Source organism: Arcicella sp. BE140 (assembly GCF_031456255.1).
GTDB lineage: Bacteria > Bacteroidota > Bacteroidia > Cytophagales > Spirosomataceae > Arcicella > Arcicella aquatica.
The window spans coordinates 106,310-129,035 of sequence record NZ_JAVDUE010000018.1 but is presented as its reverse complement, the minus strand read 5'-3'; the positions used below and the strand labels follow the sequence as shown (position 1 = coordinate 129,035).

The 22,726-nt window shown below is 36.4% G+C and carries 22 protein-coding genes; 12 read left to right on the top strand and 10 right to left on the bottom strand.

Going from position 1 to position 22,726, the window contains the following annotated elements; translation table 11 throughout:
* Positions 1–412 precede the first annotated feature (412 nt).
* Together J2Y60_RS20790 and J2Y60_RS20785 are read left to right on the top strand one after the other, a co-directional pair.
* On the top strand, positions 413–718 hold the full coding sequence (locus J2Y60_RS20790) for a hypothetical protein (protein ID WP_309916857.1): 306 nt from the start codon (positions 413–415) through the stop codon (positions 716–718).
* Positions 719–855: 137 nt separating this feature from the next.
* Positions 856–2,142 carry a hypothetical protein gene (locus J2Y60_RS20785; RefSeq protein WP_309916854.1) on the top strand — a complete coding sequence of 429 codons (1,287 nt, stop codon included), beginning with the start codon at positions 856–858 and terminating at the stop codon, positions 2,140–2,142.
* A gap of 46 nt (positions 2,143–2,188) precedes the next feature.
* On the opposite strand, the gene J2Y60_RS20780 is transcribed toward J2Y60_RS20785, so the two are convergent.
* The 3 genes from J2Y60_RS20780 to J2Y60_RS20770 all read right to left on the bottom strand — a co-directional run bounded on the left by J2Y60_RS20780 (position 2,189) and on the right by J2Y60_RS20770 (position 6,433).
* Complete coding sequence (locus tag J2Y60_RS20780) at positions 2,189–3,220, bottom strand: sialidase family protein (RefSeq protein ID WP_309916851.1); 1,032 nt, start codon at positions 3,218–3,220, stop codon at positions 2,189–2,191.
* A 281-nt stretch (positions 3,221–3,501) separates the two neighbouring features.
* Entirely contained in the window at positions 3,502–4,998 is a 1,497-nt protein-coding gene (locus J2Y60_RS20775; protein ID WP_309916847.1) for an alpha-L-fucosidase, read from the bottom strand.
* 7 nt (positions 4,999–5,005) lie between these two features.
* The gene (locus J2Y60_RS20770) at positions 5,006–6,433 is read right to left on the bottom strand and encodes an alpha-L-fucosidase (protein ID WP_309916844.1); all 1,428 of its coding nucleotides are present in this window, start codon (positions 6,431–6,433) and stop codon (positions 5,006–5,008) included.
* Between the two features lie 297 nt (positions 6,434–6,730).
* Here J2Y60_RS20770 and J2Y60_RS20765 point away from each other — a divergent pair, with 297 nt between their 5' ends.
* Positions 6,731–7,924, top strand: coding sequence for a LysM peptidoglycan-binding domain-containing protein (locus J2Y60_RS20765; RefSeq protein ID WP_309916839.1), 1,194 nt, complete (start codon positions 6,731–6,733; stop codon positions 7,922–7,924).
* A gap of 137 nt (positions 7,925–8,061) precedes the next feature.
* Positions 8,062–8,877, top strand: coding sequence for a hypothetical protein (locus J2Y60_RS20760; RefSeq protein ID WP_309916836.1), 816 nt, complete (start codon positions 8,062–8,064; stop codon positions 8,875–8,877).
* On the opposite strand, the gene J2Y60_RS20755 is transcribed toward J2Y60_RS20760, so the two are convergent.
* Genes J2Y60_RS20755 through J2Y60_RS20740 form a run of 4 tightly spaced genes read right to left on the bottom strand, consistent with a single transcriptional unit; the run spans position 8,858 to position 11,658 of the window.
* The gene (locus J2Y60_RS20755) at positions 8,858–10,120 is read right to left on the bottom strand and encodes a Y-family DNA polymerase (protein ID WP_309916834.1); all 1,263 of its coding nucleotides are present in this window, start codon (positions 10,118–10,120) and stop codon (positions 8,858–8,860) included. The two genes, J2Y60_RS20760 and J2Y60_RS20755, sit on opposite strands and share 20 nt — an antisense overlap.
* A gap of 3 nt (positions 10,121–10,123) precedes the next feature.
* A complete protein-coding gene (locus J2Y60_RS20750) occupies positions 10,124–10,573 on the bottom strand; it encodes a translesion error-prone DNA polymerase V autoproteolytic subunit (RefSeq protein ID WP_309916831.1) in 450 nt (149 codons plus the stop codon).
* A 20-nt stretch (positions 10,574–10,593) separates the two neighbouring features.
* Entirely contained in the window at positions 10,594–11,082 is a 489-nt protein-coding gene (locus tag J2Y60_RS20745) for a GNAT family N-acetyltransferase (protein WP_309916828.1), read from the bottom strand.
* 6 nt (positions 11,083–11,088) lie between these two features.
* Positions 11,089–11,658 (bottom strand): 1-acyl-sn-glycerol-3-phosphate acyltransferase, encoded by a 570-nt coding sequence (locus tag J2Y60_RS20740; protein ID WP_309916826.1) that lies wholly within the window; start codon positions 11,656–11,658, stop codon positions 11,089–11,091.
* A gap of 179 nt (positions 11,659–11,837) precedes the next feature.
* Between J2Y60_RS20740 and surE the strand changes: the two genes are divergently transcribed.
* Together surE and J2Y60_RS20730 are read left to right on the top strand one after the other, a co-directional pair.
* Positions 11,838–12,605, top strand: a complete 768-nt coding sequence (gene surE, locus J2Y60_RS20735; RefSeq protein ID WP_309916822.1) for a 5'/3'-nucleotidase SurE — start codon at positions 11,838–11,840, stop codon at positions 12,603–12,605.
* Positions 12,606–12,645: 40 nt separating this feature from the next.
* Positions 12,646–14,184 (top strand): GH3 auxin-responsive promoter family protein, encoded by a 1,539-nt coding sequence (locus J2Y60_RS20730; protein ID WP_309916820.1) that lies wholly within the window; start codon positions 12,646–12,648, stop codon positions 14,182–14,184.
* Between the two features lie 164 nt (positions 14,185–14,348).
* On the opposite strand, the gene J2Y60_RS20725 is transcribed toward J2Y60_RS20730, so the two are convergent.
* Together J2Y60_RS20725 and J2Y60_RS20720 are read right to left on the bottom strand one after the other, a co-directional pair.
* Positions 14,349–14,963, bottom strand: a complete 615-nt coding sequence (locus tag J2Y60_RS20725) for a LysE family transporter (RefSeq protein WP_309916817.1) — start codon at positions 14,961–14,963, stop codon at positions 14,349–14,351.
* Between the two features lie 4 nt (positions 14,964–14,967).
* Positions 14,968–15,516, bottom strand: coding sequence for an NUDIX hydrolase (locus tag J2Y60_RS20720; RefSeq protein ID WP_309916815.1), 549 nt, complete (start codon positions 15,514–15,516; stop codon positions 14,968–14,970).
* 73 nt (positions 15,517–15,589) lie between these two features.
* On the opposite strand from J2Y60_RS20720, the gene J2Y60_RS20715 reads away from it, so the two are divergent.
* From J2Y60_RS20715 to J2Y60_RS20690, 6 genes are all read left to right on the top strand, one after another.
* Entirely contained in the window at positions 15,590–16,576 is a 987-nt protein-coding gene (locus tag J2Y60_RS20715) for a cation diffusion facilitator family transporter (RefSeq protein ID WP_309916813.1), read from the top strand.
* Between the two features lie 55 nt (positions 16,577–16,631).
* Entirely contained in the window at positions 16,632–17,387 is a 756-nt protein-coding gene (locus tag J2Y60_RS20710; protein WP_309916810.1) for an alpha/beta hydrolase, read from the top strand.
* A gap of 131 nt (positions 17,388–17,518) precedes the next feature.
* Positions 17,519–18,199: a response regulator gene (locus tag J2Y60_RS20705; protein WP_309916806.1), complete on the top strand. Its 681-nt coding sequence runs from the start codon at positions 17,519–17,521 to the stop codon at positions 18,197–18,199.
* Positions 18,199–19,584: a HAMP domain-containing sensor histidine kinase gene (locus J2Y60_RS20700; RefSeq protein WP_309916803.1), complete on the top strand. Its 1,386-nt coding sequence runs from the start codon at positions 18,199–18,201 to the stop codon at positions 19,582–19,584. Before J2Y60_RS20705 ends, J2Y60_RS20700 begins: the two co-directional genes overlap by 1 nt.
* 93 nt (positions 19,585–19,677) lie before the next feature.
* Positions 19,678–20,619 carry a hypothetical protein gene (locus tag J2Y60_RS20695; protein WP_309916800.1) on the top strand — a complete coding sequence of 314 codons (942 nt, stop codon included), beginning with the start codon at positions 19,678–19,680 and terminating at the stop codon, positions 20,617–20,619.
* Between the two features lie 127 nt (positions 20,620–20,746).
* Positions 20,747–21,919: an endonuclease/exonuclease/phosphatase family protein gene (locus J2Y60_RS20690; RefSeq protein WP_309916797.1), complete on the top strand. Its 1,173-nt coding sequence runs from the start codon at positions 20,747–20,749 to the stop codon at positions 21,917–21,919.
* Positions 21,920–21,922: 3 nt separating this feature from the next.
* Here the strand turns inward: J2Y60_RS20690 and J2Y60_RS20685 are convergent, their stop codons facing one another.
* A complete protein-coding gene (locus J2Y60_RS20685) occupies positions 21,923–22,606 on the bottom strand; it encodes a DUF2461 domain-containing protein (RefSeq protein WP_309916794.1) in 684 nt (227 codons plus the stop codon).
* Between the last annotated feature and the right edge of the window lie 120 nt (positions 22,607–22,726).

Here is a 22,726-nt window from a genome sequence, read left to right as displayed (position 1 = left end):
AAAATACTGCTAGTTAAGTTAATGACTATTTGGAAAAATGTAACATTGGCTTGGTTTGAATGCTTGTTGTTTTATTAATAAGTAGTGTTTAGTAAATAATGATTGGTGAATAGTCTGCCGTCACGATTGTATTCAAATGATTAGTTATCAGTTCTTTACAATAAAAGAAGGCCTTGATTAAATTATATTGATGACCTACTATTGATAATTGTCATCTTATTAACTGTTTTTATTAAAATTTTATTATTTTTTTACATAAGATTAAACCTTTGCTGATTTGTATAGTCGAAATGACAAAATAGGTTAAAGTAGATTACTATTTTATATTACGTATTGCACGAACGTCATGTTACTAAAAAGATTCATATGGTCATTATTACTGTTCAGTAGTGTATGGTTAATCTTAGCTAAGATGCCTACCCACCACAAGGGGTTGGTATTGAAATCTGAAAAAAGTAATCGTTTGACTGGTGCGAGCCATTTACAAAATCAAAATACTTTATTTAAATCAATTCCTTATGATGGTTTAGAGGATGGAGATAAGCTTTCTCAACACCAAGCAAATCACCTTGATAGCGGTTTGCTTTGGAGTCGTGCTAATAAATTATTATTGTTTGTTCAAAATAAAGCTACCTTAACATCCGTTTTAGATGTAAATAATCACAAATTCCCTCATTTATTTATTCTTTTTCATTCTTGGAAATACTTGTCCTTTTAAATTAAAATTTAATTCTCTTTTCTTGAACACACGCCTGTCAGTCGTACTATATACGTTCTTGATGCGTACGCTATACGCAGGCTTTGAAAAAGAGTTCTCAGTTTCAATTTAAAGCAAATATTTTAATCACTGAAGAAATGAAAACTAACATGATTGTTGAGGGCACTGCCACAAAAAGAATCACAAAAATCAACGGGGTTCTTTCTACAATTTTATTGATGACTACTTTACTTTTTGTAAACATCAATGCTTTTAGCCAAACCAACCAATTGGAAACAGATAAGGGATTGCAAAATTCAATCGCATCCTATAATGCAGATGTTCGTCAGGCTATTTTATTAGTTAGCCAATATCCACAAACGCTTACGCAGTTACAACAAGAAAAAAATCAGACACAGGGGGCTTTCCAAGCCTTGATTAGTGACTTTAGCCAGAAAAAACAAGGCTGGTTTTATGAACTAACCCGTTTCCCTGAATTGACCCACACGTTGGCGACATTGCCATCTGGCCAAAGCAAAGATGATATTAAAAAACTGTTGCCTAACAATGATGAAAACCTACAAACAGCCGCTTGGCGTTTGTATCGTCACCATCATGATGATTTGGTTCAAGCTGATAATCTGAATCAAGAAGCACAAAATAGCTTTGCAAAGGCCATTCAACCTTTGGATGTGCCAACACAAGATGCTTTCAAAAAGTTGGTGCAGTATCCAGACGTATTGTTATTGTTGACAGACAACATCGACTTGACTACTAAACTAGGACAGCAATATGTTGCTGACAAAGATGGTTTGACTACCCAATTAGCTAGCTGGCACGATAGTTTGATGATACAGAATCAGACCCAGATGGCGGCTTATAAAAAAGAGTTGGGCAATAATCCACAAGCACAGCAGGAGTTAAACCAAGCCGCTAAAGATTTTGCCAAAACCAATGGCTATATTTTGCCCAACGGACAAATAGCTTATGGTAACAACTACAATTATGGTTATGCTAATCCATATTCATATTGGTTTGGTTATCCTTATTGGTATGGTTCACCACTTTGGTATCCTAGTGCTTATTGGGGCAGTTTTGGTTTGTCTTACGGCTTTGGTGGTTTTGGCTTTAGTGCTTTTCCTGCCTATGGTTTTTCAAACTGGTTTTATAACGGAGGATATTATATGAATTATCCTTATTTATATAATCACTTTGGTAATTATTATCGTTCTGTAGCAATAAATCATCCACATTATAATAATGGTATGATGGCTGGTAGTCGTAATAACTATTTCCACTCATACAATGGTAATAATGGGGGATACAACCGTGGAGGCGTAAGCTACAGACCAAACTATGGCGGAAATGGCGGTTTCCAAAATAGAGGTTTTAGTGGAGGAGGAATGAGAAGTTTCGGAGGCGGAGGCGGTGGAAGACGTCGTTAATCGTAAAAAGGTGGTGCAGGTTTTCGCACCACCTTTTTTTTAGGCACTATCGTACTTTTAATACGATATGCTTGATATTTTTGCGGTTGGCAGTATAGGTAATATGTACCAATCCGTCGCTACTTTGAATAATAGCAGGATAGCTAAATTCTCCTTCTTTGTGGTCTTCTAAGGTATAGACATCTTGCCAGTCGGAGCCATTTTTTGAAACTGCTACATTGAGTTTATACCGACCATTGAACCAATTTGCTCCCTTTTTTAAAGGATTATACACTAGCACCTGCAAACCATTCTTCAGAGTTGTGGCATCTGTTCCCGAATTGGGGTTGGGGATTGTCGTCAAACTAAGAGGCGACCACGTTTTGCCGTTATCCTCCGACCATGTTTGAACTACCGCATTTTGGCGAGAACGACAAAGTAATTGAAGTCTCCTGCCAGCATATTGCAAAATACTTGGTTGAATTACCCCAAAGGTATCGCAATCAATACTTATTTTCTGAAACTTACTAGCATTTTTATCCGACTTTTCAAGGTGAATATTCCATACTTTTTCATCTAAACTTTCAGTACTCGACGGATACAGAATCTCGCCATTGTCTAATTGAAAAGGTTTGTTTTTAATAGGTCCTAACATTCCGTCGGGTAATTTTTCGGGTTTACTCCAGTGCTTTCCATCATCGTCAGATGATATTTTCATACCCCACCATTCACGTGGATTTTTACCGACTTTATAAAAAAGCAAGAGCTTCCCAGCTTTTGTTTTGAACAACACAGGGTTCCAACACGGGAATCTGAGTGTATCATTCACCACGCCATCTACCAACATCTTAGGTTGTTTCCACTGTCCTTTTTCATTGATAGCTATCCAGATACCAACGTCGGGGCTACTTTCGTATTTACCACCAAACCATGATGCTATAAAGGTATTGTTCGATAATTCAACAATTGTAGAGGCATGACAAGCAGGCGTAGGGGGATTGTTAAAAACAAACTCACTTTTTATCAACTCAGCTTTGAATGCTGATTGAGCAAAAATGTTGAAGGATGAAAAAAGAAAAAGTATGGCAATAAATTTCATGCTTAGTATTGAATTAAAATCTTTAAAAAGATTCTTTCTTTACTATTAGCGGGTGACTTAAGTCACCCGCTAATAGTAAGAATTAGTAGAATCGTGGGTTTAAAACCGTAGTCTGTGAGCCATGTGAGCCACATAACGTGGTTTATTTTACATTGCTGAACTTCTTGTCTATTTATTCTATTCGTAGCGAGGGACTTAAGTCCCTCACTACGAATAGGTACTTGTTTGGTTAATCTAAAAAATCTCGCCTAAAGCTTACAGCCTAACGCCTATTGCTAAAATCAATAAACACCAATATTCGAAATCACAGGACAAGCCTTGGCATCTTTGATATTGATTCTTACTTTGCTAGTTTCCACGCCATCCAGTTTCAATATTCTCTTGTAGCCAATCGTAGTAGCTGAGGCTACCTCTTTCCATGCGTTATCTTTCCAAACCTCCACATTAAAGCTTTTTACTCTTTGCCCTAATTTGATGTATTCTTGCAAAAGCACATACTTCACTGGCTTAGTAGCCCCTAAATTAATTTCAAGGCTTCCTGATTTTTGTTCGTCATCAGTTGTCCAATAGGTTTCCTTATTGCCGTCAGTGACGTTTTTAGCCTTAAACTTTACATCGTTTCCACGTACTTCGCTCGCTTTTACTGAGGCGTTGAGTGCCAAATTGGTTTTGAACTCCTTATCCAAAATTGCCTTGAAACCCTTCAATGATTTTACATCATTTTCATGAAAAAGCCCACGACGGTCTGGAGGAATGTTCAGTAAAAGGTTTGAACCTCGGCCTACTGAACTCAAATAAATTTCAAATAATCTTTCTGGCGACTTTACTTCAGCATCTTCTTTGGCATGATAAAACCACCCCGGACGGATAGAAACATCTATTTCGCTCGGAATCCAAGCCGTTCCGTTTTCAGAACCAGTATTCAATAAATGCTCAATGCCACCTTTACCTGCATATAATGTATCAGGCGTAATATTATTCCAATTGGTTTCGCCAGCGATACCTCTTTCGTTACCGCACCAACGTACTTCTGGACCAGCATCGCTGAAAAAGATAACATCAGGTTGCATTTTTCTTACCATCGGGATGGTCGTTTTCCAGTCGTAATATGTTTTAGCATCTATTTTACGTTTCTCGTTTGCACCACCATAATAACCCGTTCCGCCGTTGGCACCATCGAACCAGAGTTCAAAAACAGGTTTGTATGTACTGAACAATTCTTTTAATTGATTTCTGTAATAAGTAATGTATTCAGGCTTGCCATAGTCAGCACGGTTTCTATCCCAAGGCGATAAGTAAACGCCAAATTTAACCCCGAATTTCTTACAAGCCTCTGCCGTTTCTTTAACAACATCACCTTTACCATCTTTATAAGGACTGTTTTTGATAGAATGCTCAGTGAATTTACTTGGCCATAATGTAAAGCCGTCGTGGTGCTTACAAGTAAGAATTGCCCCTTTAAAGCCTGTAGCTTTCAAGGTACTAATCCACTGGTTCGCATCCAGTGCCGTAGGGTTAAAAATAGCAGGACTTTCGTCACCATTTCCCCATTCCAAATCAGTAAAAGTGTTGGTCGTAAAATGGATAAAAGCATTGGTTTCCATTTCCTGATAAGCCAATTGTTCCTTCGTAGGAATCGGATAGACAGGTTTTGGAGCTGTAACAGCCTTTTTGTTAGTCTTTTTTACAATCGGTTCATGTATTTTGGGTAACGTTTCAGCATGATTGATTTGTGAAAAAAGCAAAAAAGGAATGGATAATAATAGCGCGTTTTTCATGAAATAATTAGTATTTAAAAGCTAAACTCGGATAGTTCTTATATTTTTTTAGGAAATTAGCTGGCAACGTTACAGTTACTTTGTCGCCATCTACTTTCCATTTTACGGTTGTTTTTTCGCTTAATAATTGCACTTTTGCTCCTTTAGCAGGCACATTGCCAGTCCATGTGATGGTAGTAGCCATTGGTTGATTTTCTGGTAATCTTACTAGGGCATAAATAGCGTTGTCTTTGCCTTTGGTAAAAAATGTTTCTCCGTCTCTGTAAACATCCGTAGTTCTAGTATTATAAATAGCCTCGCCATTAGCATTCAACCAAGTACCGATTTCTTTCAAACGTGATACCTGCGTATCGTTCAATGTACCGTCTGCTTGTGGTCCAACACCTAGTAATAAGCTACCGCCTTTGGCAACTACTTCAATCAAACTATGAATTACTTTAGTAGCCGATTTGAAATTATCATTCGGTACATATCCCCACGCACCACCTAAGGTAATGCAGCTTTCCCAAGGCGTGTCTGATTTATTGGCTGGAATACTTTGTTCGGGCGTTCTGTAGTTTTCATATTCACCGTGAACGGTTCTATCAACTACTAAAAGGCCTGGCTGTGCTTTACGAGCCATAGAAGCAATTTTGGGCATATCTATTTCCTGACTGAAAGCAGGAATAGCAGCACCCCAAGCACGTACTTCGTCTGTAACGGTATCCAACGGACGAACCCAACCGCCATCAAGCCAAAGAATATCCATTTTGCCATAGCCAGTCATTAATTCTTGAATTTGGTTATAGCTAAATTCTTTGAATTTATTCCAACGCCAAGGATTTTTACGGATGTCATAATTCACATTACGGTCGGGCGTAGCATAACGATTCCACCAAAAATATTCTGAATGCCAGTCTGGTTTTGAAAAGTAAGCGCCAATCATAAAATTCTGTTTTCTGAATGCATCAAAAACATATTTGGCTACATCGGCTTTTGGGTTTTGAGCGAACGGGCCATTTGAAATTTTAAAATCAGAATATTTCGTATCGAACATCGAAAAACCATCATGATGCTTGGTCGTAAAAACTACGTATTTCATGCCAGCGTCTTTGGCAGCACTAGCCCATTGGTCTGGGTTAAAATTGGTAGGATTAAATTTTTTGTTCAAACCCCAATACCATTTTTTATAATCATCATAAGTTTGGGTACTGTCACGGCTAATCCAATCTTCAGAACACAATTCCCATGATTCAATAATACCCGGTACAGCATACAAACCCCAATGGATAATCATCCCAAATTTTTGGTCACGCCAAGTTTCTAACTTTTCTTTTACTAAGGGGTCAGTAGGATATTGGTATTCCGTTGAAGCCTGATGAATATTTCCCTGTGCTGATGATTGAAAATGTGAAAAGGCAAAAAGACCAAGCAATGCAATTATTTTTTTGAACATAATAATAGTTTTTGTGAAGGATAATATGACAAACGATTGTTGTGGATAATCGTTTTGTTAGTTAAATCAACTTTTTTACAAAAGAGGTTTTAAGGATACTTATACCTCTTTACATTTACTAAATTACGAAAATATTTGATTTATTTTTAATAATCGGAAATATATTGCATTTTTAATAAAATAAATGAGCATTTTTTTGGGCTACATACCGTTTAATAATTATTGCTGCCATAAACAAGTTGAATATTTTATTTTAGCTAATTTTATCAGTAAACTATGAATTTTAACTATGACAAAATGACACACACTGTACAACCTAAGGAGACCCTTTATAGTATCTCAAAAAAATACGGACTTTCTGTAGAGCAACTCACCGAAATGAACAGTTTACAATCTACCAATCTGTCCATAGGGCAGGTTTTAGTAGTAGATTCTTCCGCTTTTGCTGACGCTACTACCACTACTACCATTTTCAGTACTAATACTAGCGTTTTTAATGACAATACTGCTTCTAATTCCCCTACTCCAAATGGTTCAATCAATCATGCTGCTGTCAATCCTGTAGATTATGGAAGTTCGGTTTTTGAACGACGACAAGTATTCCAAATTCAACAACAAAATAAAGGTTCGTATAGTACTTATGTAATTAACTTTCCGAGTTCAGATGGTTTTATGCAGACTGGCCCCATGCGTGACGTTTATCCTTCGCCCAATCAGGTAAATCCTAAAGGAGTAAGCTATGCGGGGCAATCTGGCTTTGATGAAAACAAAAGTATGTTTTTAGATTTATGTCAAGAGCCATATTATGCCGATATTCTAAAATACATTTCAAAAAACGAAGGCTGTTTTGATGCCGTAAATAGTTATGATAAAGCCATTTTTTCTTTTGGTTTTATTCAATTTACAGGTGCAGTAGCTAGCGGTTCAATGCTTACAAGGGTATTAGCAAGGCTAAAAGATAGAGATGAAGATGTATTTAATGAATGTTTTGGTCAATACGGACTGAACGTTCAAAATTATGGGACACCAGTTTTTCAAGTAGATACCAGCTATGGAACCAAAGAAGGCGATGCTGCATATTTAGAAGTAGCCAACGATTTGAGATTAACGGGAGCCTTTATCGCTAGCGGCTTTAAGCCAAGCATGATTTGCGTACAGGTAGAAATAGCCTTGGAAGAATATGTAGTCAAAGCCGTTTCGTCGGCAGTGATGATTAATATTTATGGCAATACATATCCATTAAACCAGATTATCAATACACAGGGGGGAATTGCTTTCAGAGTAGATTTAGCCGTCAATCGAGGATTGAGTGGCTCGTTGGCAGTACTAAAAAAGGCGATAGAACAAGTGTTGTCGGAATCTGGAAGTGGGGATATTACTAGTTTAGATGAAAGAAGTATCATCGAAAAAGTAGCCATGAACGATGTAGAAACTTGGAAAAAACAACGAGTATTGAAAGTGTTGGATAGTGGCTTTAGCTTTGCGAAGTGAAAAAATAAAAATGTAAGTTTCTACTCAAGATATATGACTTTCATTTTACTAATTAAACCTGTAAAATGGAAGTTTTTGTTTGAAAAACCTTCCAGAATGCTTTAATTTGAGATAAAATAAAGAGAATAGTTTTACACATGAAATCAAAAAAGCAAGCCAATCAATACGATAAGATATTCAAGGAAAATATAGAAGCTGTTATTCCAAGTTTAATGGAAAATATACTTGGAATAACAGCGGTTTTATCAGAAGAACTTCCTGACGATATTCAGCATACTAAAGAACGAAAACCTGATGTTTTAAAGAAAATTACTGATATCCAAGACAATACATTTGTTCTTCAAATAGAATTTCAAGTAGTTGATGAGCCTAATATGATTTACAGAATGGCAGAATACAACGTTATGTTGGCAAGAAAATATAAATTACCAATCGAGCAATTTGTAATTTACCTTGGCTCAGCAAAGCCAAAATTTTCAACTCGCATAGAAAGCAAACTCTTGAACTACAATTTTCCTTTAATTACATTTTCAGAACTTGATTATCATATTTTCCTGAAATCAGATAAACCTGAAGAAATAATATTAAGTATTTTAGCAAACTTCAGAGAAGAAGAACCGAAAAATGTTTTGAAGGAAATTATTCATCGTATTGAAGAAACCACTGAAGGAGATTTTTCGTTAAGAAGGTACATACAACAGTTGCGAGTACTATCACAATTGCGTAACTTAGAACAAAAACTTAAAGAAATTATCATGATAAGTATTGCGGAATATATAAATGAAGAAAAAGATCCTGCTTTTATGATTGCTAAAGAAAGAGAGCAAACGAAATTTGTTACCAACTTGCTAAACGAAAGCGACTTTTCTATTGAGAAGATTGCTAAAGTTACAGGTGTGTCATTAGATTTCGTAAAAAACATTCAGCAACAACTCAAGCTTTTACCCGAATAATATCTGCCAACCGCGTGGTATATCTTTTCGAAAGCTTCTCTTGTTTCATTTTCCAAGTACGTTGTAAATCTTGGGTAGCTAGTTTTACTATCGTAGTGCCTGTTTTTCTATTGATGTTGTCTACAGCCTCCATCAATTTTTTATGCTTGGGATTACTATTTTGAAAAAGACTGATTTGTTGAGCATTTTCGGGACTTAAATCTGTTACAATTACACCTGCTTTTTTGTATTCAAAGCCCTCTCTGAAAATCATATCCAAAGCCTCTGTCGCAAATTTTGCTAATTCTATGTTTGAGTTTGTCGGATAGGGTAGTGCCAACACCTGACTCTTACTGTACTGTTCTAATTCTTTTCGATGCACATTGGTACGCAGAAAAACCACGATGGCATTACAACAAGACTTTTGCTTTCTTAACTTCTCCGCACAACTCACCGTAAACGTAATTATCCTCTCTTTGACAAGCTCATAGTCTTTATAATTTGTTTCAAAACTTCGTGTAGTAGCAATGTTTCTTTTATCGGCTACTTCGTCTAAGTCTAAGCAGCTAATTCCTTGCAGTTCTTTGTATAGGCGTAAACCTACCACACCCATTTCTTTTTTTACCCACTCTTCTTTGCAATTAGTAAAGTCAAATGCAGTGTGTACTTCTGCCGCTTTCAACCGTTTGGCAAGTCTGTAGCCTATTCCCCATACGCCCTCTATCGCCAGCCATTTCAAGGCTTTGATACGTTTCTCATCGCTATCAATTACATATACGTTGCCTGTTTTGTCGGGGAATTTTTTAGCGATATTGTTCGCCACTTTTGAAAGGGCTTTAGTAGGAGCAATGCCCACACTGATGGGAATACCCGTGCCTTTGGTTACTCGATAACGAATCTCGTTGCCATACTTTTGAAAATCGAAATATTTTTCAAAGCCATCAAATTTTAAAAAGGCCTCATCGATGCTGTATAGCTCTATTTCTGGTGTAAATTCGGCTAATAAATTCATCACTCTGTTGCTCATATCGCCATACAAAGCATAGTTAGATGAAACCACATGAATGTTATTCTTGTTAAAAAAATCCTCAAACTTATAAGCAGGAGCGCCCATCGGTACACCCGCTTTTTTGGCTTCGTTACTTCTGGAAATCACACAGCCATCGTTATTAGACAGCACAGCAATGGGCTGGTTCCTCAGTTTGGGCTGAAAAACTCTTTCGCAGGATGCGTAAAAATTATTACAATCAACTAGCGCAAACATATTTTAGTGCTTTTGAATGGAAAAAGTAACCATACCCCAAATTTCAAAATCGTAATATTCTGTCACTTTCGTTGGCTTATAATTATCATTAGCAGGCATCAACCAAATACCCTCATGGTCTACTTTCAGGCGTTTTAATACAAACTCTCCATTCAGGATACACACAGCAATTTTGCCATCTGTAGGCTCAATAGATTTGTCGATAATCAATAAATCTTTGTCGGCAATACCTGCGTCAGTCATCGAAACACCGTCTGTTAGGGCAATAAAAGTAGTAGAAGGGTGTTTGATTAAGTATTTGTTAAGGTCGATGGCTGTATCTAAAAAATCGGCGGCTGGCGACGGAAATCCCGCACTGATGCCTCCTTCGATGAGTGGTAACTCCAACGAAGTTTCATCTGAAAATGCGTAAATCTTTAAAGTCCCCTTTGTATTAACAGCTTTTAGATTCATAGATTTAGTTTTGTCAGGGTTTAAACGATTTTATGCATAACATAATCGTTCATCCAATAACCATTCCCTATATTAATATCTATTTCATTGACTACTTCAAACCCTAGTTTTTCATAGAAATTTTTTGCTTTGTTATTCCTATTTACGTTCAATTCTATAAAATCACAATTTTCAGCTTGGGCTACTTTTACGATTTCCTGAATCATCATTTTGCCAAAGCCTTTTCCTTGTGTTTCAGGTAAAAAATAAATCTTATGTAATTTTATCATTTTTTCCTTTTTTTCAAAGCCCGAAAACCCTACAGGCTTATCATTATCAGAAAAAATCAAGAAATGGTTTGTTTCAAACTGCTTTGTAAGTGATGCATCACTATACATCATCTCTAACATAAACAATGTTTGTTCTTCCGTCAAGATACTTCCATAGGTGGGTCTCCAAGTTTCATTAGCAATTTGTTGAATAATGGGTAAATCCTGTAAACCAGCTTTTTCTATTTTGTAATCATTCATGGTAATCTATTTTTTGTCTTTTAATGAAAATAAAGCAGGGTATTTAGGCGTAATATTCAGATAATAGGCTTGAATACTATCTAAATCGGCCTCATAATTACCCGTGGGGTAAAATACATCTAAAAATCCAGCTTCTTTTTTCTTGTAATCTAAAAACCCTAAAATGATGGGTACTTCTGCTTTTAAGGCAATATGGTAAAATCCTGATTTCCATTCGCTTGTATAAGAGCGTGTGCCTTCTGCGGGAACAATTAATTGAATAGGTTGAGTGGAGGTTTTCAGTAACTGAGCCATCTCTTCCACTAAATTATTTTTTTTCTCCCTGTTTACAGGAATCCCGCCCAAGGCGCGCATTAATATTCCCAATGGAAATTTAAACAGGGAAGCTTTGGCCAAATAGCGAATCTGTAGTTTGACAGAATAAATGGTTGCCATACAAAAGATGTAGTCCCAATTAGAGGTATGCGGAGCCGCAATAATCACAGCACGGTGGTGTGAATTTACGCCATTGGGGGTATTATCGATAACTTTCCAGCCTGAAAATTGTAGTATTAGTTGACCTATGATTTTTAACATGAAAGATTTCTGTAATTTCGTCGCCACAACAAAACTACCTATATTTGATTTTAGATTCAAAAGTAAAGATATTCTGGTATTATTATTAGATATTTAATAATAATAATTAGAGCTAAAAGAAGCTAAAACAGTAAATTTGATACAACAAACGCAGATTTTTAAAATACTGATTACAAACAATGCAAAAACCACTCATATTGATTGCTAATGATGATTCAATAGCGGCGAAAGGGATAAAAACATTAGCAGAGATTATGTCTAGGATTGGCGAGGTATACGTAGTAGCGCCCGATAGTCACCAGTCTGGAATGGGCCATGCAATTACGTTAGACAGACCACTCAGAGTGAACCCAGTAAAGGATTTTTTACCTAATGTAGAGGCTTATCAATGCAGTGGAACACCTGCTGATTGTATAAAATTTGGGAAACACTTTTTATTAAAAGGTAGGAAAATAGATTTAGTAGTTTCGGGTATCAATCATGGCTCAAACTCTTCTATTTCAGTAATTTACAGTGGTACTATGTCGGCGGCGATAGAAGCAGCCATAGAAGGCATCCCAGCGATTGGTTTTTCGTTGTGTGATTTTGGTGCTGAAGCCGACTTTTCGCATACAGAAGAATACATCATTCAGATTGCAAACAAAGTATTGGCAAATGGTTTACCTAAAGGCATTGCCTTGAATGTAAACTTTCCTAAAAAATCTGATGAACCCCTTAAAGGCATTAAAGTGTGTAGACAAACAGATGCTTTGTATCGAGAGACCTTTCAAGAAAGACAAGACCCGTATGGAAAGTCATATTATTGGATGGATGGATTTCTTCAAAATAAAGATACCGCAGGGGGAAATGATGAAGATGCTTTGGCTGAAAACTATGTTTCAATTGTTCCCGCAAAATTTGATTTAACAGATTATCAAGCACTTGATACCATCAAAGAATGGTTTTAATAGGTAAAAACTTTAAACTTTTTCTGACGAATTAATTCCTATGGCAATAGTTGGCAATATTTTAAAAAGAGGTATCGGATTGACAGGCTTGATAAAACGCCCAAAATCTAATTTAGCGAAGATTCAACGTAAGACCTTGGTGAAGTTGTTGAACAAAGGACGTTTTACGCAATTTGGAGAGAAGTATCATTTTGAGGAAATTATGAATGCTGCATTGTTTTCGGACGATAAAGAATTCTATACAAAATATAAGAAGCTTGTTCCTGTTTATGACTACAACAAAATGTTTGCAGAATGGTGGCACAAGACTTTGGCTGGAGAAAAGAATGTTTCGTGGGTAGGGAATGTGAAATATTTTGCGTTGAGTTCGGGTACTTCCGAGGCCGCTTCCAAGCATATTCCTGTTACGAAAGACATGGTAAAAGCCATCCACAGGACTTCCATTCGCCAAATTTTGGCATTGTCTGCTTATAAAAACCTCCCTTCTCAATTGTACGAAAAAGGCTATTTAATGCTGGGTGGAAGTACAAAATTGCAGGATAGAGGTGATTATTTTGAAGGTGATTTGAGTGGTATTACCGCAGGAAAAATCCCGTTTTGGTTCGAGCGTTTTTATAAACCTGGAAAAAAAATTGCTGAAACTGCCGACTGGAGTGAAAAATTAGATAAAATAACGAAGAAAGCAAAAGATTGGGATATCGGTTTTATTGTAGGGGTGCCGGCGTGGATTCAGATTTTGATGGAAAAAATCATCAAAGAATATAACCTGAAAAACATCCATGAAATCTGGCCGAATTTAGAAATATATTGTCATGGCGGAGTAAGTTTTGAGCCCTACAAGCAAGGTTTTGCCAAATTACTTGGTCGCCCGATTACTTACATTGAAACATATTTGGCTTCAGAGGGCTTTTTGGCGTATCAGACCCACCCCAATAGCGATATGCAGTTGGTGTTAAACAATGGGATTTTCTTTGAGTTCATTCCTTTTAATGACCGCAATTTCGATGAAGACGGCAGTATGGTTCAATACCCAGAAACATTGATGATAGATGAAGTAGAGGAGGGGAAAGAATATGCGCTGTTGATTTCTACAGTATCTGGAGCATGGCGTTATCTGATAGGCGATACCATTAAGTTTACCAATAAAAAACAAGCCGAAATTATTATTACAGGCAGAACAAAGCACTTTTTGAGTCTTTGTGGAGAACACCTTTCTGTAGACAACATGAATAAAGCCATTGAATTGGCTTGCAAGCAATTTAATATCGATATAAGAGAATTTACGGTGGTAGGTAAAAGGCTGGAAGATACCTTCGGGCATCATTGGTATGTTGGGACGGATGATCAAGTGGATGCTGAGGAATTGCTAAAATTTATAGACGAAACTCTTTGCAGAATCAATGATGATTATCCCGTAGAGCGAAAACATGCTTTAAAAGGATTGGAAATCAGTGTATTGCCAGTGAAAGCCTTTTATGATTTTATGGCATCTAAAGGCAAAACAGGCGGACAACATAAATTCCCGAGAGTATTGAAGAAAAAAGACTTAATTGCTGAATGGGAAGCGTATATTAAATAAGTTGTGAGTTGTCATTTTACCCGCTGATTTTGCAGATTAACTACGCTGATTTTCCCTGATATAATGTATCTGCGAAAATCAGTGAGAAAATCTCTGTAAATCAGCGGGTAAAAATATTACTTTTAAGACTCACAGCTCAAATCTCATAACTCACAGCTATCCCCCTACAAAAACTGCTTCCAAAGAATCAGCAGCCCTGAAATAATAAAAATAATACCAGCTACTTGATTGATTCTCCTTAAAATTTTAGGGGTTAATACCTTCTTCATTTTCTGAGCATAGAAAGCAATCAACGATTCAGCTAACATCGTAGCACATAAGCTTGCTATGAAAAAAATAATGGTTTCATTAAGGCTAAAGCCTTCTACACTAGTTAAGTAAGTAGACGTAGTGAAAACTGCAATGTAATTTGAAGGATTGAGTAAATTCAACAATATACCTGACGTAAAGTAGTATAGAAAAGAGCCAAATTTCGATTTAGGATATACCAATTGGGTTTGCTGTTTAAATAAACTATTGAACCCAAGGATAAACAAAATAGATGCCCCAACAAGGGCAATAGTAACATTGAAATATTGAAACTTTGGTAGAAAACTAGTGCCAAATACTGCAAAAAACATCAAAATAGCATCCGCAGCCGTTACTCCTCCCGCAATTAATACTCCTCTTCTAAACCCAATATCAATACTAGTTTGTATCAATCTAAAAAACGCCGGCCCAAAAGTAAAACACAATAAGAATCCATAAAGGAATCCAAAAACAATCGCATTAATTATCATAAAATTAAATTCCTTTCAAACGTGCCACTTTCAGAATTGTTGCAATACTTAATGAATCCGTAATTTCGGAATCCATTACCATTCTGATTGCTTCAACTAAACTCACTTTCTTCAACACCAAAATCTCCGTATCATCTGGTTCGGCCTCTCCATAGGTTAAACCTTCTGCCAGAAACATAAAACCAACCTCGTCGGTTACAGAATTTGATGTATGAAGTTTTCCTAATTCCGTCCATTTTTCTGCTTCTATGCCTGTCTCTTCTTTTAATTCACGCCGAGCAGATTCCAGAATATCTACCTCAAAAGAGCCACCCCCCATGGGAATCTCCCATGTATATTCGTTTAAAGTATATCGATACTGGCCAACTAACCAAGTATTGTTTTCTTCGTCGAGTGGTAAAATTGCAGCAGCCCTTGTTTTAAAATGAGCTACACCATAAATACCTGCTTCGCCGTTGGGCTTAATTACTTCTTCGTGGCGAATATTTACCCACGGATTATCATAAACTTCACGAGACGATATCGTCTTCCAAGGATTATCAAAAGTTGTCATTTTGCAAAGGTATAATAGTATGTTCTAAAATTAAAATATGAATTTCGTACCTTTGTGATTAAATATACGAAGAATGTCTCCTAAATATAAATTAATACTTACATCATTTGTGGTGAGTACACTACTGATGATTGTAAAATTCGTTGCTTATTATTTAACTTATTCAAGTGCTATCCTAACGGATGCGCTAGAATCAATCATTAATGTAGTAGCCAGTGGTTTTGCTTTTTATGCAGTTTATTTAGCATCGCTCCCCAAAGATTTGAACCACCCTTATGGACATGGCAAAATCGAATTTTTTTCAGCAGGATTAGAAGGCGTACTTATCACGCTAGCCAGTATATTTATCATATTTCACTCGGTACAAGGTTTTGTTAATCCCTTGCCTTTAAACGACCTAAACGTTGGTCTGGTTATTATTTCGGCGGGTGCCTTGATTAATTATTTTTTAGGTTATGCGATAGAAAAAGAAGGAGCCAAACAAAACTCACCAACACTTATTGCAGATGGGAAACACCTAAAATTAGATGCTATGAGTGGTATTATTCTGATTATTGCTATTGGTTTAATCATTCTCACAGGGGCTTTATGGATAGATGGCGTAGCTTCTATCATTTTTGCTGCTTTTATGGGCATTAGTGGTATCAAAATTATCAGAAAATCCATTGGGGGATTAATGGATGAAACCAATGATAATATCCTACATAGTATCGTAGAAATTCTCAAAAATAATCAAAAGAAAGAATGGATAGATGTCCATAACCTGAGGATACAAGAGTACGGTTCCGACCTCCACATTGACTGTCACCTAACTTTACCCAACTATTGGGTATTAGATAAAGTGCATGATACTGTACATGAGTTTGAAGAAATTTTAGGCAAAGAATTTGACTCAAACGTAGAGTTTTTTATTCATGCCGACCCATGTTTGCCAGATTGCTGTCATCATTGCAAAATTGAAAATTGCCCTATCAGGCAGTATGAGCAGACTAAAAATATTGAATGGAATAAAATAAATTTATCATTAAATCAGAAGCATTTTCTTGAAGACATTTCATAAAGTTGTCATCCTTTTACTCATCGTAAGTTGCATTTCATGTTTGAAGAGCTTCAAAATGAACGACGAAGCTGTTGATAAATATTATAGTCAGCACCCACCCAAACCCAACTTTTCATACTTTAATTACGAAGGCAACAAGTATTTCTATGCGTCGTCTGGCGATACTACCAAACCTATGCTTTTTTTGATTCATGGAGCTCCGGGGGCGTGGTCGGGGTATAAAGAATTTTTAGCAGATAGTTTGCTATTGGAAAAATACCAAATAGTAGTACCCGACCGTGCAGGCTATAATAATTCTGGACATAAGGTGGCTTCTATCGAAGAACAAGCCAAAATATTCTACCAAATCATTAAGATTAAAAAGCCTTCGGGCGTTGTTTTGTTGGGGCGTTCGTATGGGGCAGGTGTGGCTGCTAGAATGGCCGCAGAATATCCTGCATTTATAAAAGCCTTGATATTGGTATCACCCGCATGCGACCCATCTGTCGAAAAATTCTGGTGGTTTTCAAAGCCTATCAATTCAAAATTCGCAAGGTTATTTTTACCTCAATATATCAATGCAGCTAGCGATGAAAAGTTTAGCCATGTAAAGGAATTAAAAAAACTATTGCCTTTTTGGCGAAAAATTACTTGCCCCGTTACCATTTTGCAAGGGGGGAAAGATTGGATTATTGAAACAACCAATGGACAGTTTGTGGCCAATTCCTTAGAAAATGCCCCTCATCGCTTGATTTATTTACCCGAAAACGGGCATTTAATCACTACGGAACGTTATGAACTTGTAAAATCTATTTTGCTGGAAAATAACTAATAAATGCTTTTAGAGTCCTTAAAAATCTTCATTAAACATTAAAATTCCCTTAAAATACGCCTTTTACAATTTTCATTATAGTTCTTTCTGGCTAATATTCCTTAATTTTGATTAAAGCAAACGAACATCGTATGAGAATATTAGTAATAGAAGACGAAATAAAGACGGTGCAACTCATCAAACAAGGGCTTGAAGAACAGCAATGTGAAGTAGATGTAGCCTATGATGGCAATATGGGGTTTCAGCTCGCTTCTCGCAATCATTATAATTTAATCATCTCTGATATCATCTTACCCGGCATTAATGGTTTAGAACTTTGCAAAAAACTTCGGGCAAATGGCATTTCTTTTCCAATCCTTCTCCTCACAGCCCTTGGTACTACTGATGATAAAATCATCGGGCTTGATAGTGGTGCCGACGATTATCTGGTAAAACCGTTTGAATTCAAAGAATTAATGGCCAGAATCCGTGCTTTAACCCGCAGAAGCATAGGTTCTATACAAACAGCTAATACGCTGAAAATATCGGATTTGGAAATGGATTTAGAAAGCAAGAGTGTGTCTAGGGGGGGTAAAGAAATCGTATTGACAGCCAAAGAGTTTTCGTTGCTAGAATATTTTATCAGGCACCAAGGACGCGTAATTTCTAAAGCTGAACTGGCCGAAAAAATCTGGGATGTAACCTTTGATACGGGTACTAACGTCATAGAAGTATATGTAAACTTTGTCCGCAAAAAAATTGATAAAGATTTTGACACCAAACTATTACATACACAGATTGGGATGGGTTATGTACTGAAAATACCAAATTGATGATTAATATTCGCTCCAGACTTACTTACCAGTTCATCGCATTGGTAACGGCCATCTTACTACTTTTTTCAGTAGGAGTATATTTCTTTAGTAAGCTGTATCTTGAAAAACGTTTTTATAAACGCCTGCAAGACCGTGCCATCACTACCACCACATTACTCTTCGATTTACAAGCAACTGATTCGACAGTATTGAGATTGGTCAATATTTCGGATAAAGAATTATTGATTGATGAAAATATTTTTGTGTATGATGAAATCAGTAAGATGATTGTGTTTTCATCCAACAATGGCAATCTGCTTTCACGCCAACAGTTGTTGCCCTTGATGAAATCTGACCAGATTACTACCTATGCCCGTGTTGGCGACTATCAGGTACTGGGCATACACCTTAAAAAAGGAGAGTCGGACAACTGGGTGGTAGTAAGTGCTATTGATAAAAATGGCATAGAAGCCTTGGAGGACCTGAGGCGAATCTTGATGATTATGATATTGGCAGGTATTTTACTACTAGGACTATCAGGTTGGTTTTTCGCTGATAGGGCACTGGCACCAATGTCGGGTATTATTAAACAGGTAAATGGTATTTTCCCTGAGTATGTCGCCAAAAGGGTAGAACATCCCAATCGTTCAGATGAAATAGGGTTGTTGGTGGCTACTTTTAACCAACTATTAGATAGGATTGAGGATGCCCTGATTATGCAAAAAATGTTTATTGCCAATGTCTCGCATGAATTAAAGAATCCTCTTACCAAAATATATTCGCAGATAGACGTAGCCTTAATGCAAAAAAGGAGTCCAGAAGTATATGAAAAAAGCTTAAATTCTTTAAAAGAAGACACTACTACCTTAATTCAGCTAACCAATACTCTTTTAAACTTGGCAAATACCATCGTCAGTTCAGAAAGTGTACAAAAAACGCCTATCCGAATGGATGAGTTACTGTGGGAAACCAAAGGACAACTTCAAAAATGGCATGAGGATTATCAGGTACAAATTAATTTCCTAGACTTCCCCGAAGATGAAGAATCGTTAATTATCCAAGGCAATGAAGCATCATTAAAGGTAGTATTGATGAATCTAATGGACAATGCCTGTAAGTTTTCAGATGATAATACAGTAATTGTCACCTTCTTAGCCAACGAAGAAGGTATTAAAATATCATTCATGAACAAAGGCTCGATTATTCCTGCGTCTGACTTACCCTTCATCTTCCATCCATTTTATCGGAGCAATGCTACCGCTCAGGCCACCAAAGGGCATGGTGTTGGCTTGGCGATAGTCTCACAAGTTACTCGCTTACACAAAGGGGAAGTCACAGTAGTATCTGATAAAAACGGAACCATCTTCACGTTATCATTTCCCAAAAACACTGAGCAATTTTAAGGTAAATTTAATGTGAGTTTAATTCTTGTTTAAGTTAAGGCGTGTTAGTTTGTATCATCAAAAACAACAACAATTACTTAAACAGGAACAATCATGGAATCAAACAACAATCAAGGAGTATTCAAAATTACTATAGGCGTTCTGATTGGTATTGTAGCTTTATTAAGTTACTTATTCATGGGAGCTAGAAACGAAACTTTTGAGCTTCAACATTCATTGACAACTAAAGTTGAACAGTTATCAAGTACTCAGATTAAACTAGACTCTATTGCTTTTGTATTAAACGATAAAATAGCTGAAATTAAAAAATTGGGTGGCAATGTTACTGAATTAGAAAACGTAAAAGCTCAATTAGAAAATGATAAAAAGAAATTAAAATCTGATTTTAATTTCTCTGTTCAAAAATATGATACTAAAATCAGAGAATACGAAAAATTCTTGACTGTTAAGGATGACGATATTCGCAAATTGCAAGAAGAAAATGGCAACTTGATAGCACGTACCAAAACACTTGAAGAAGAGAAACAACAAGTAGTTACTGAAAACACTGGCTTGAAAACTGAAAAAGCTTCATTAGTTCAAACAGTTTCTGATTATTCTTCACAAAATGATGATTTGAAACGTAAAGTAACGATGGCAAGTGCTATGAAGGCTATCAATGTACAAGTAGCGGCATTGGCATCTAATGGTAAAGTGCGTGAGGGAGGCTTGTATAAAGCATCAAAAATCAATAAATTAAAGATTTCATTTATCATGCCTTCTAATCCTGTGGCTGAGAAAAACAACAAAGAAATTTTTGTTAGAATTCTAGATCAAAACGGAGCGGTTGTAAGCGAAGATGGTTCGGCAGGAACAGTAAATTATGATGGAAAAGAACTAGGGTACAGCTTCAAACAAAGTGTTCCATTTGAAAATAATGACCAAAAAGTGGACATCATTTACGGTAAAAGTTCTTCTTACCAATCAGGGAAATATAACATAGAGTTATATTCCGAAGGGTTCAAAATCGGAAATGGTTCATTTCAAGTTAAGTAATGATGGAATGAATAAAATGAAAAGACGATGTTGAACAAACATCGTCTTTAGTTTTTAAAGGGAGCAATATCTTTTTTTGTTCGGCACAATTGTTTGATAACACACCAACCTTAAACTCACTAATGCTATGATATTATACATCAAATTTTTCCAAATCTTATTCGTCTTTCCAAGCTTATTAATGTCAAGTATCATTGATGGACTACGAGTTGCTTATCAGAAATTCAAAGAGTTTCCTCTAGCTTATACCGCCCTTTCTTATCTGTTCATTACAATGTCTTTTTGTCATTATCCAATTTTTGACCATTGGATAGCAGGTTTTATCATGATGAGCTCGCCCATTGCCTTTGTAGTAGGGTTGATAGCAAGCGGTTATTTATTATACAAAAGACAGAAAGTAATGGCCACTATTGGCTTTATCTGGGTATTGATGGCCTTCCCCATCATGAAGCGTTTTATAAGCATCAACAATGCTAATACAAAAGAAATTACCTCTTTGAATACCTTGAAAGTATTGAGTTTTAATGGAGAATGTTTTGCTGAAAATGCAGAAGGAAACTCAAAATGGAGTGCCTTAAAGTCGGATATTGCTTGTTTTCAAGAATATTCACCCAATCAACACCTTGAAGCACAATATTCAAATAAGATTGAAAAACTAACAACCTTTGATAAAGAGCGTTCTGTAGGTCTGGCTTTGTTTTCTCAGTACCCAATCGTTAACCAATATAGTAAGATTTGGGACAAAGCCTATGGCCCTAAAATCAATGGGTTTATCTGTGCCGACATTGCTTATGGTAACGATACCGTCAGGGTAGTAAATGCACATTTATGGTCTATGGGCGTAAGAATCAATCAGAGCATAGATGCCTTGAAGAATGGCGAGTTTAAACAATTTGCCTTGGAAATCATGGATACTTTTGATAAGATGAAACAAGGGTTTGAGTTTAGAAACGAACAGTTGAAAGAGGTAGAGTCGTATGTAGCAGGCAGTAAATATCCCGTTATCATTTGTGGTGATTTCAACGAAACCCCATTTGGGTATGCTTATGGAAAATTGAGTTTAAGCTTTAAAAATGCCTTTGAGGAGGTAGGTAAAGGTCTGGGATTTACCTTGAACAGACAACCGTACTGTGTGAGAATAGACCAGCAATTCTTTAGTGCAGAATGGCAAGTGCAGTCGTGTCATACTATTTCAGATTTTAATATCTCAGACCATTTCCCTGTGATGGCAGAATATGTGTTAAAAAGCCCTAATAAGATTTCAAATAATTCGAACAATGTTTTTGCTTCAATTTTTTAAAAGCTACAATTTTATGGCAGGCTCTTGGTCATCAAAGAAAATATAGTTTAAAAAGTCTAAGTATGGTTTTAGAATAAAGCATGCTTCAGTTACTTTTTGAACAAAATTATCCGCCGATACTTCTTCGTTTGAAAATTTATGCCAGAAAAATAATTGTTTTTTACGCAGCAATTCAATCTCTGGATGCTCTTTTGAATATCCTTTTGGAGCCGACTTTACCGATTCTCCTTCGGCCTCACCAAATGTCTTTATAAAGTCAGGCTTATAAATAATTGATTTTAATTCGGCAGCATTATAATCAATTTCTTGTCGGAGTTTTGCCAATTGTTCGGGTGTAGGCGAATACATACCGCCTCCTATAAACGATTTGCCGTCTTCAATATGAAGGTAATAGTCCATTCTGCCCGCTTTTCTGCCGCCTGCCGAAAAACTAGCCGACAACCATGTTTTGTAAGGTGCTTTGTCTTTGCTAAACCGAACATCGCGTGCAATCCTGTAATTACAGTCTTTTACTTCAACGCCAGTCATATCTTCAAAAGCCCCAATAGCACCAATCAGTTCTTTGATAGTAGCTTCAAAATCAGCCTTTACACCATCATACGTTTTTTTGTTGGCATGAAACCATTCTCGGGTATTGTTTTCTTTGAGTAAATTTAGGTAATCGAAAGTTGAAGTAGGAACAGCCATTCTTGACAATTTTAAGGAGATAAAAAAACGATAATTTATTAGGTTAAAAATACTTAATTCGTGAAGTTACGTAAAATCAGGGAACACGATTTGATGGATTCATGGATTTTACTCAATTTT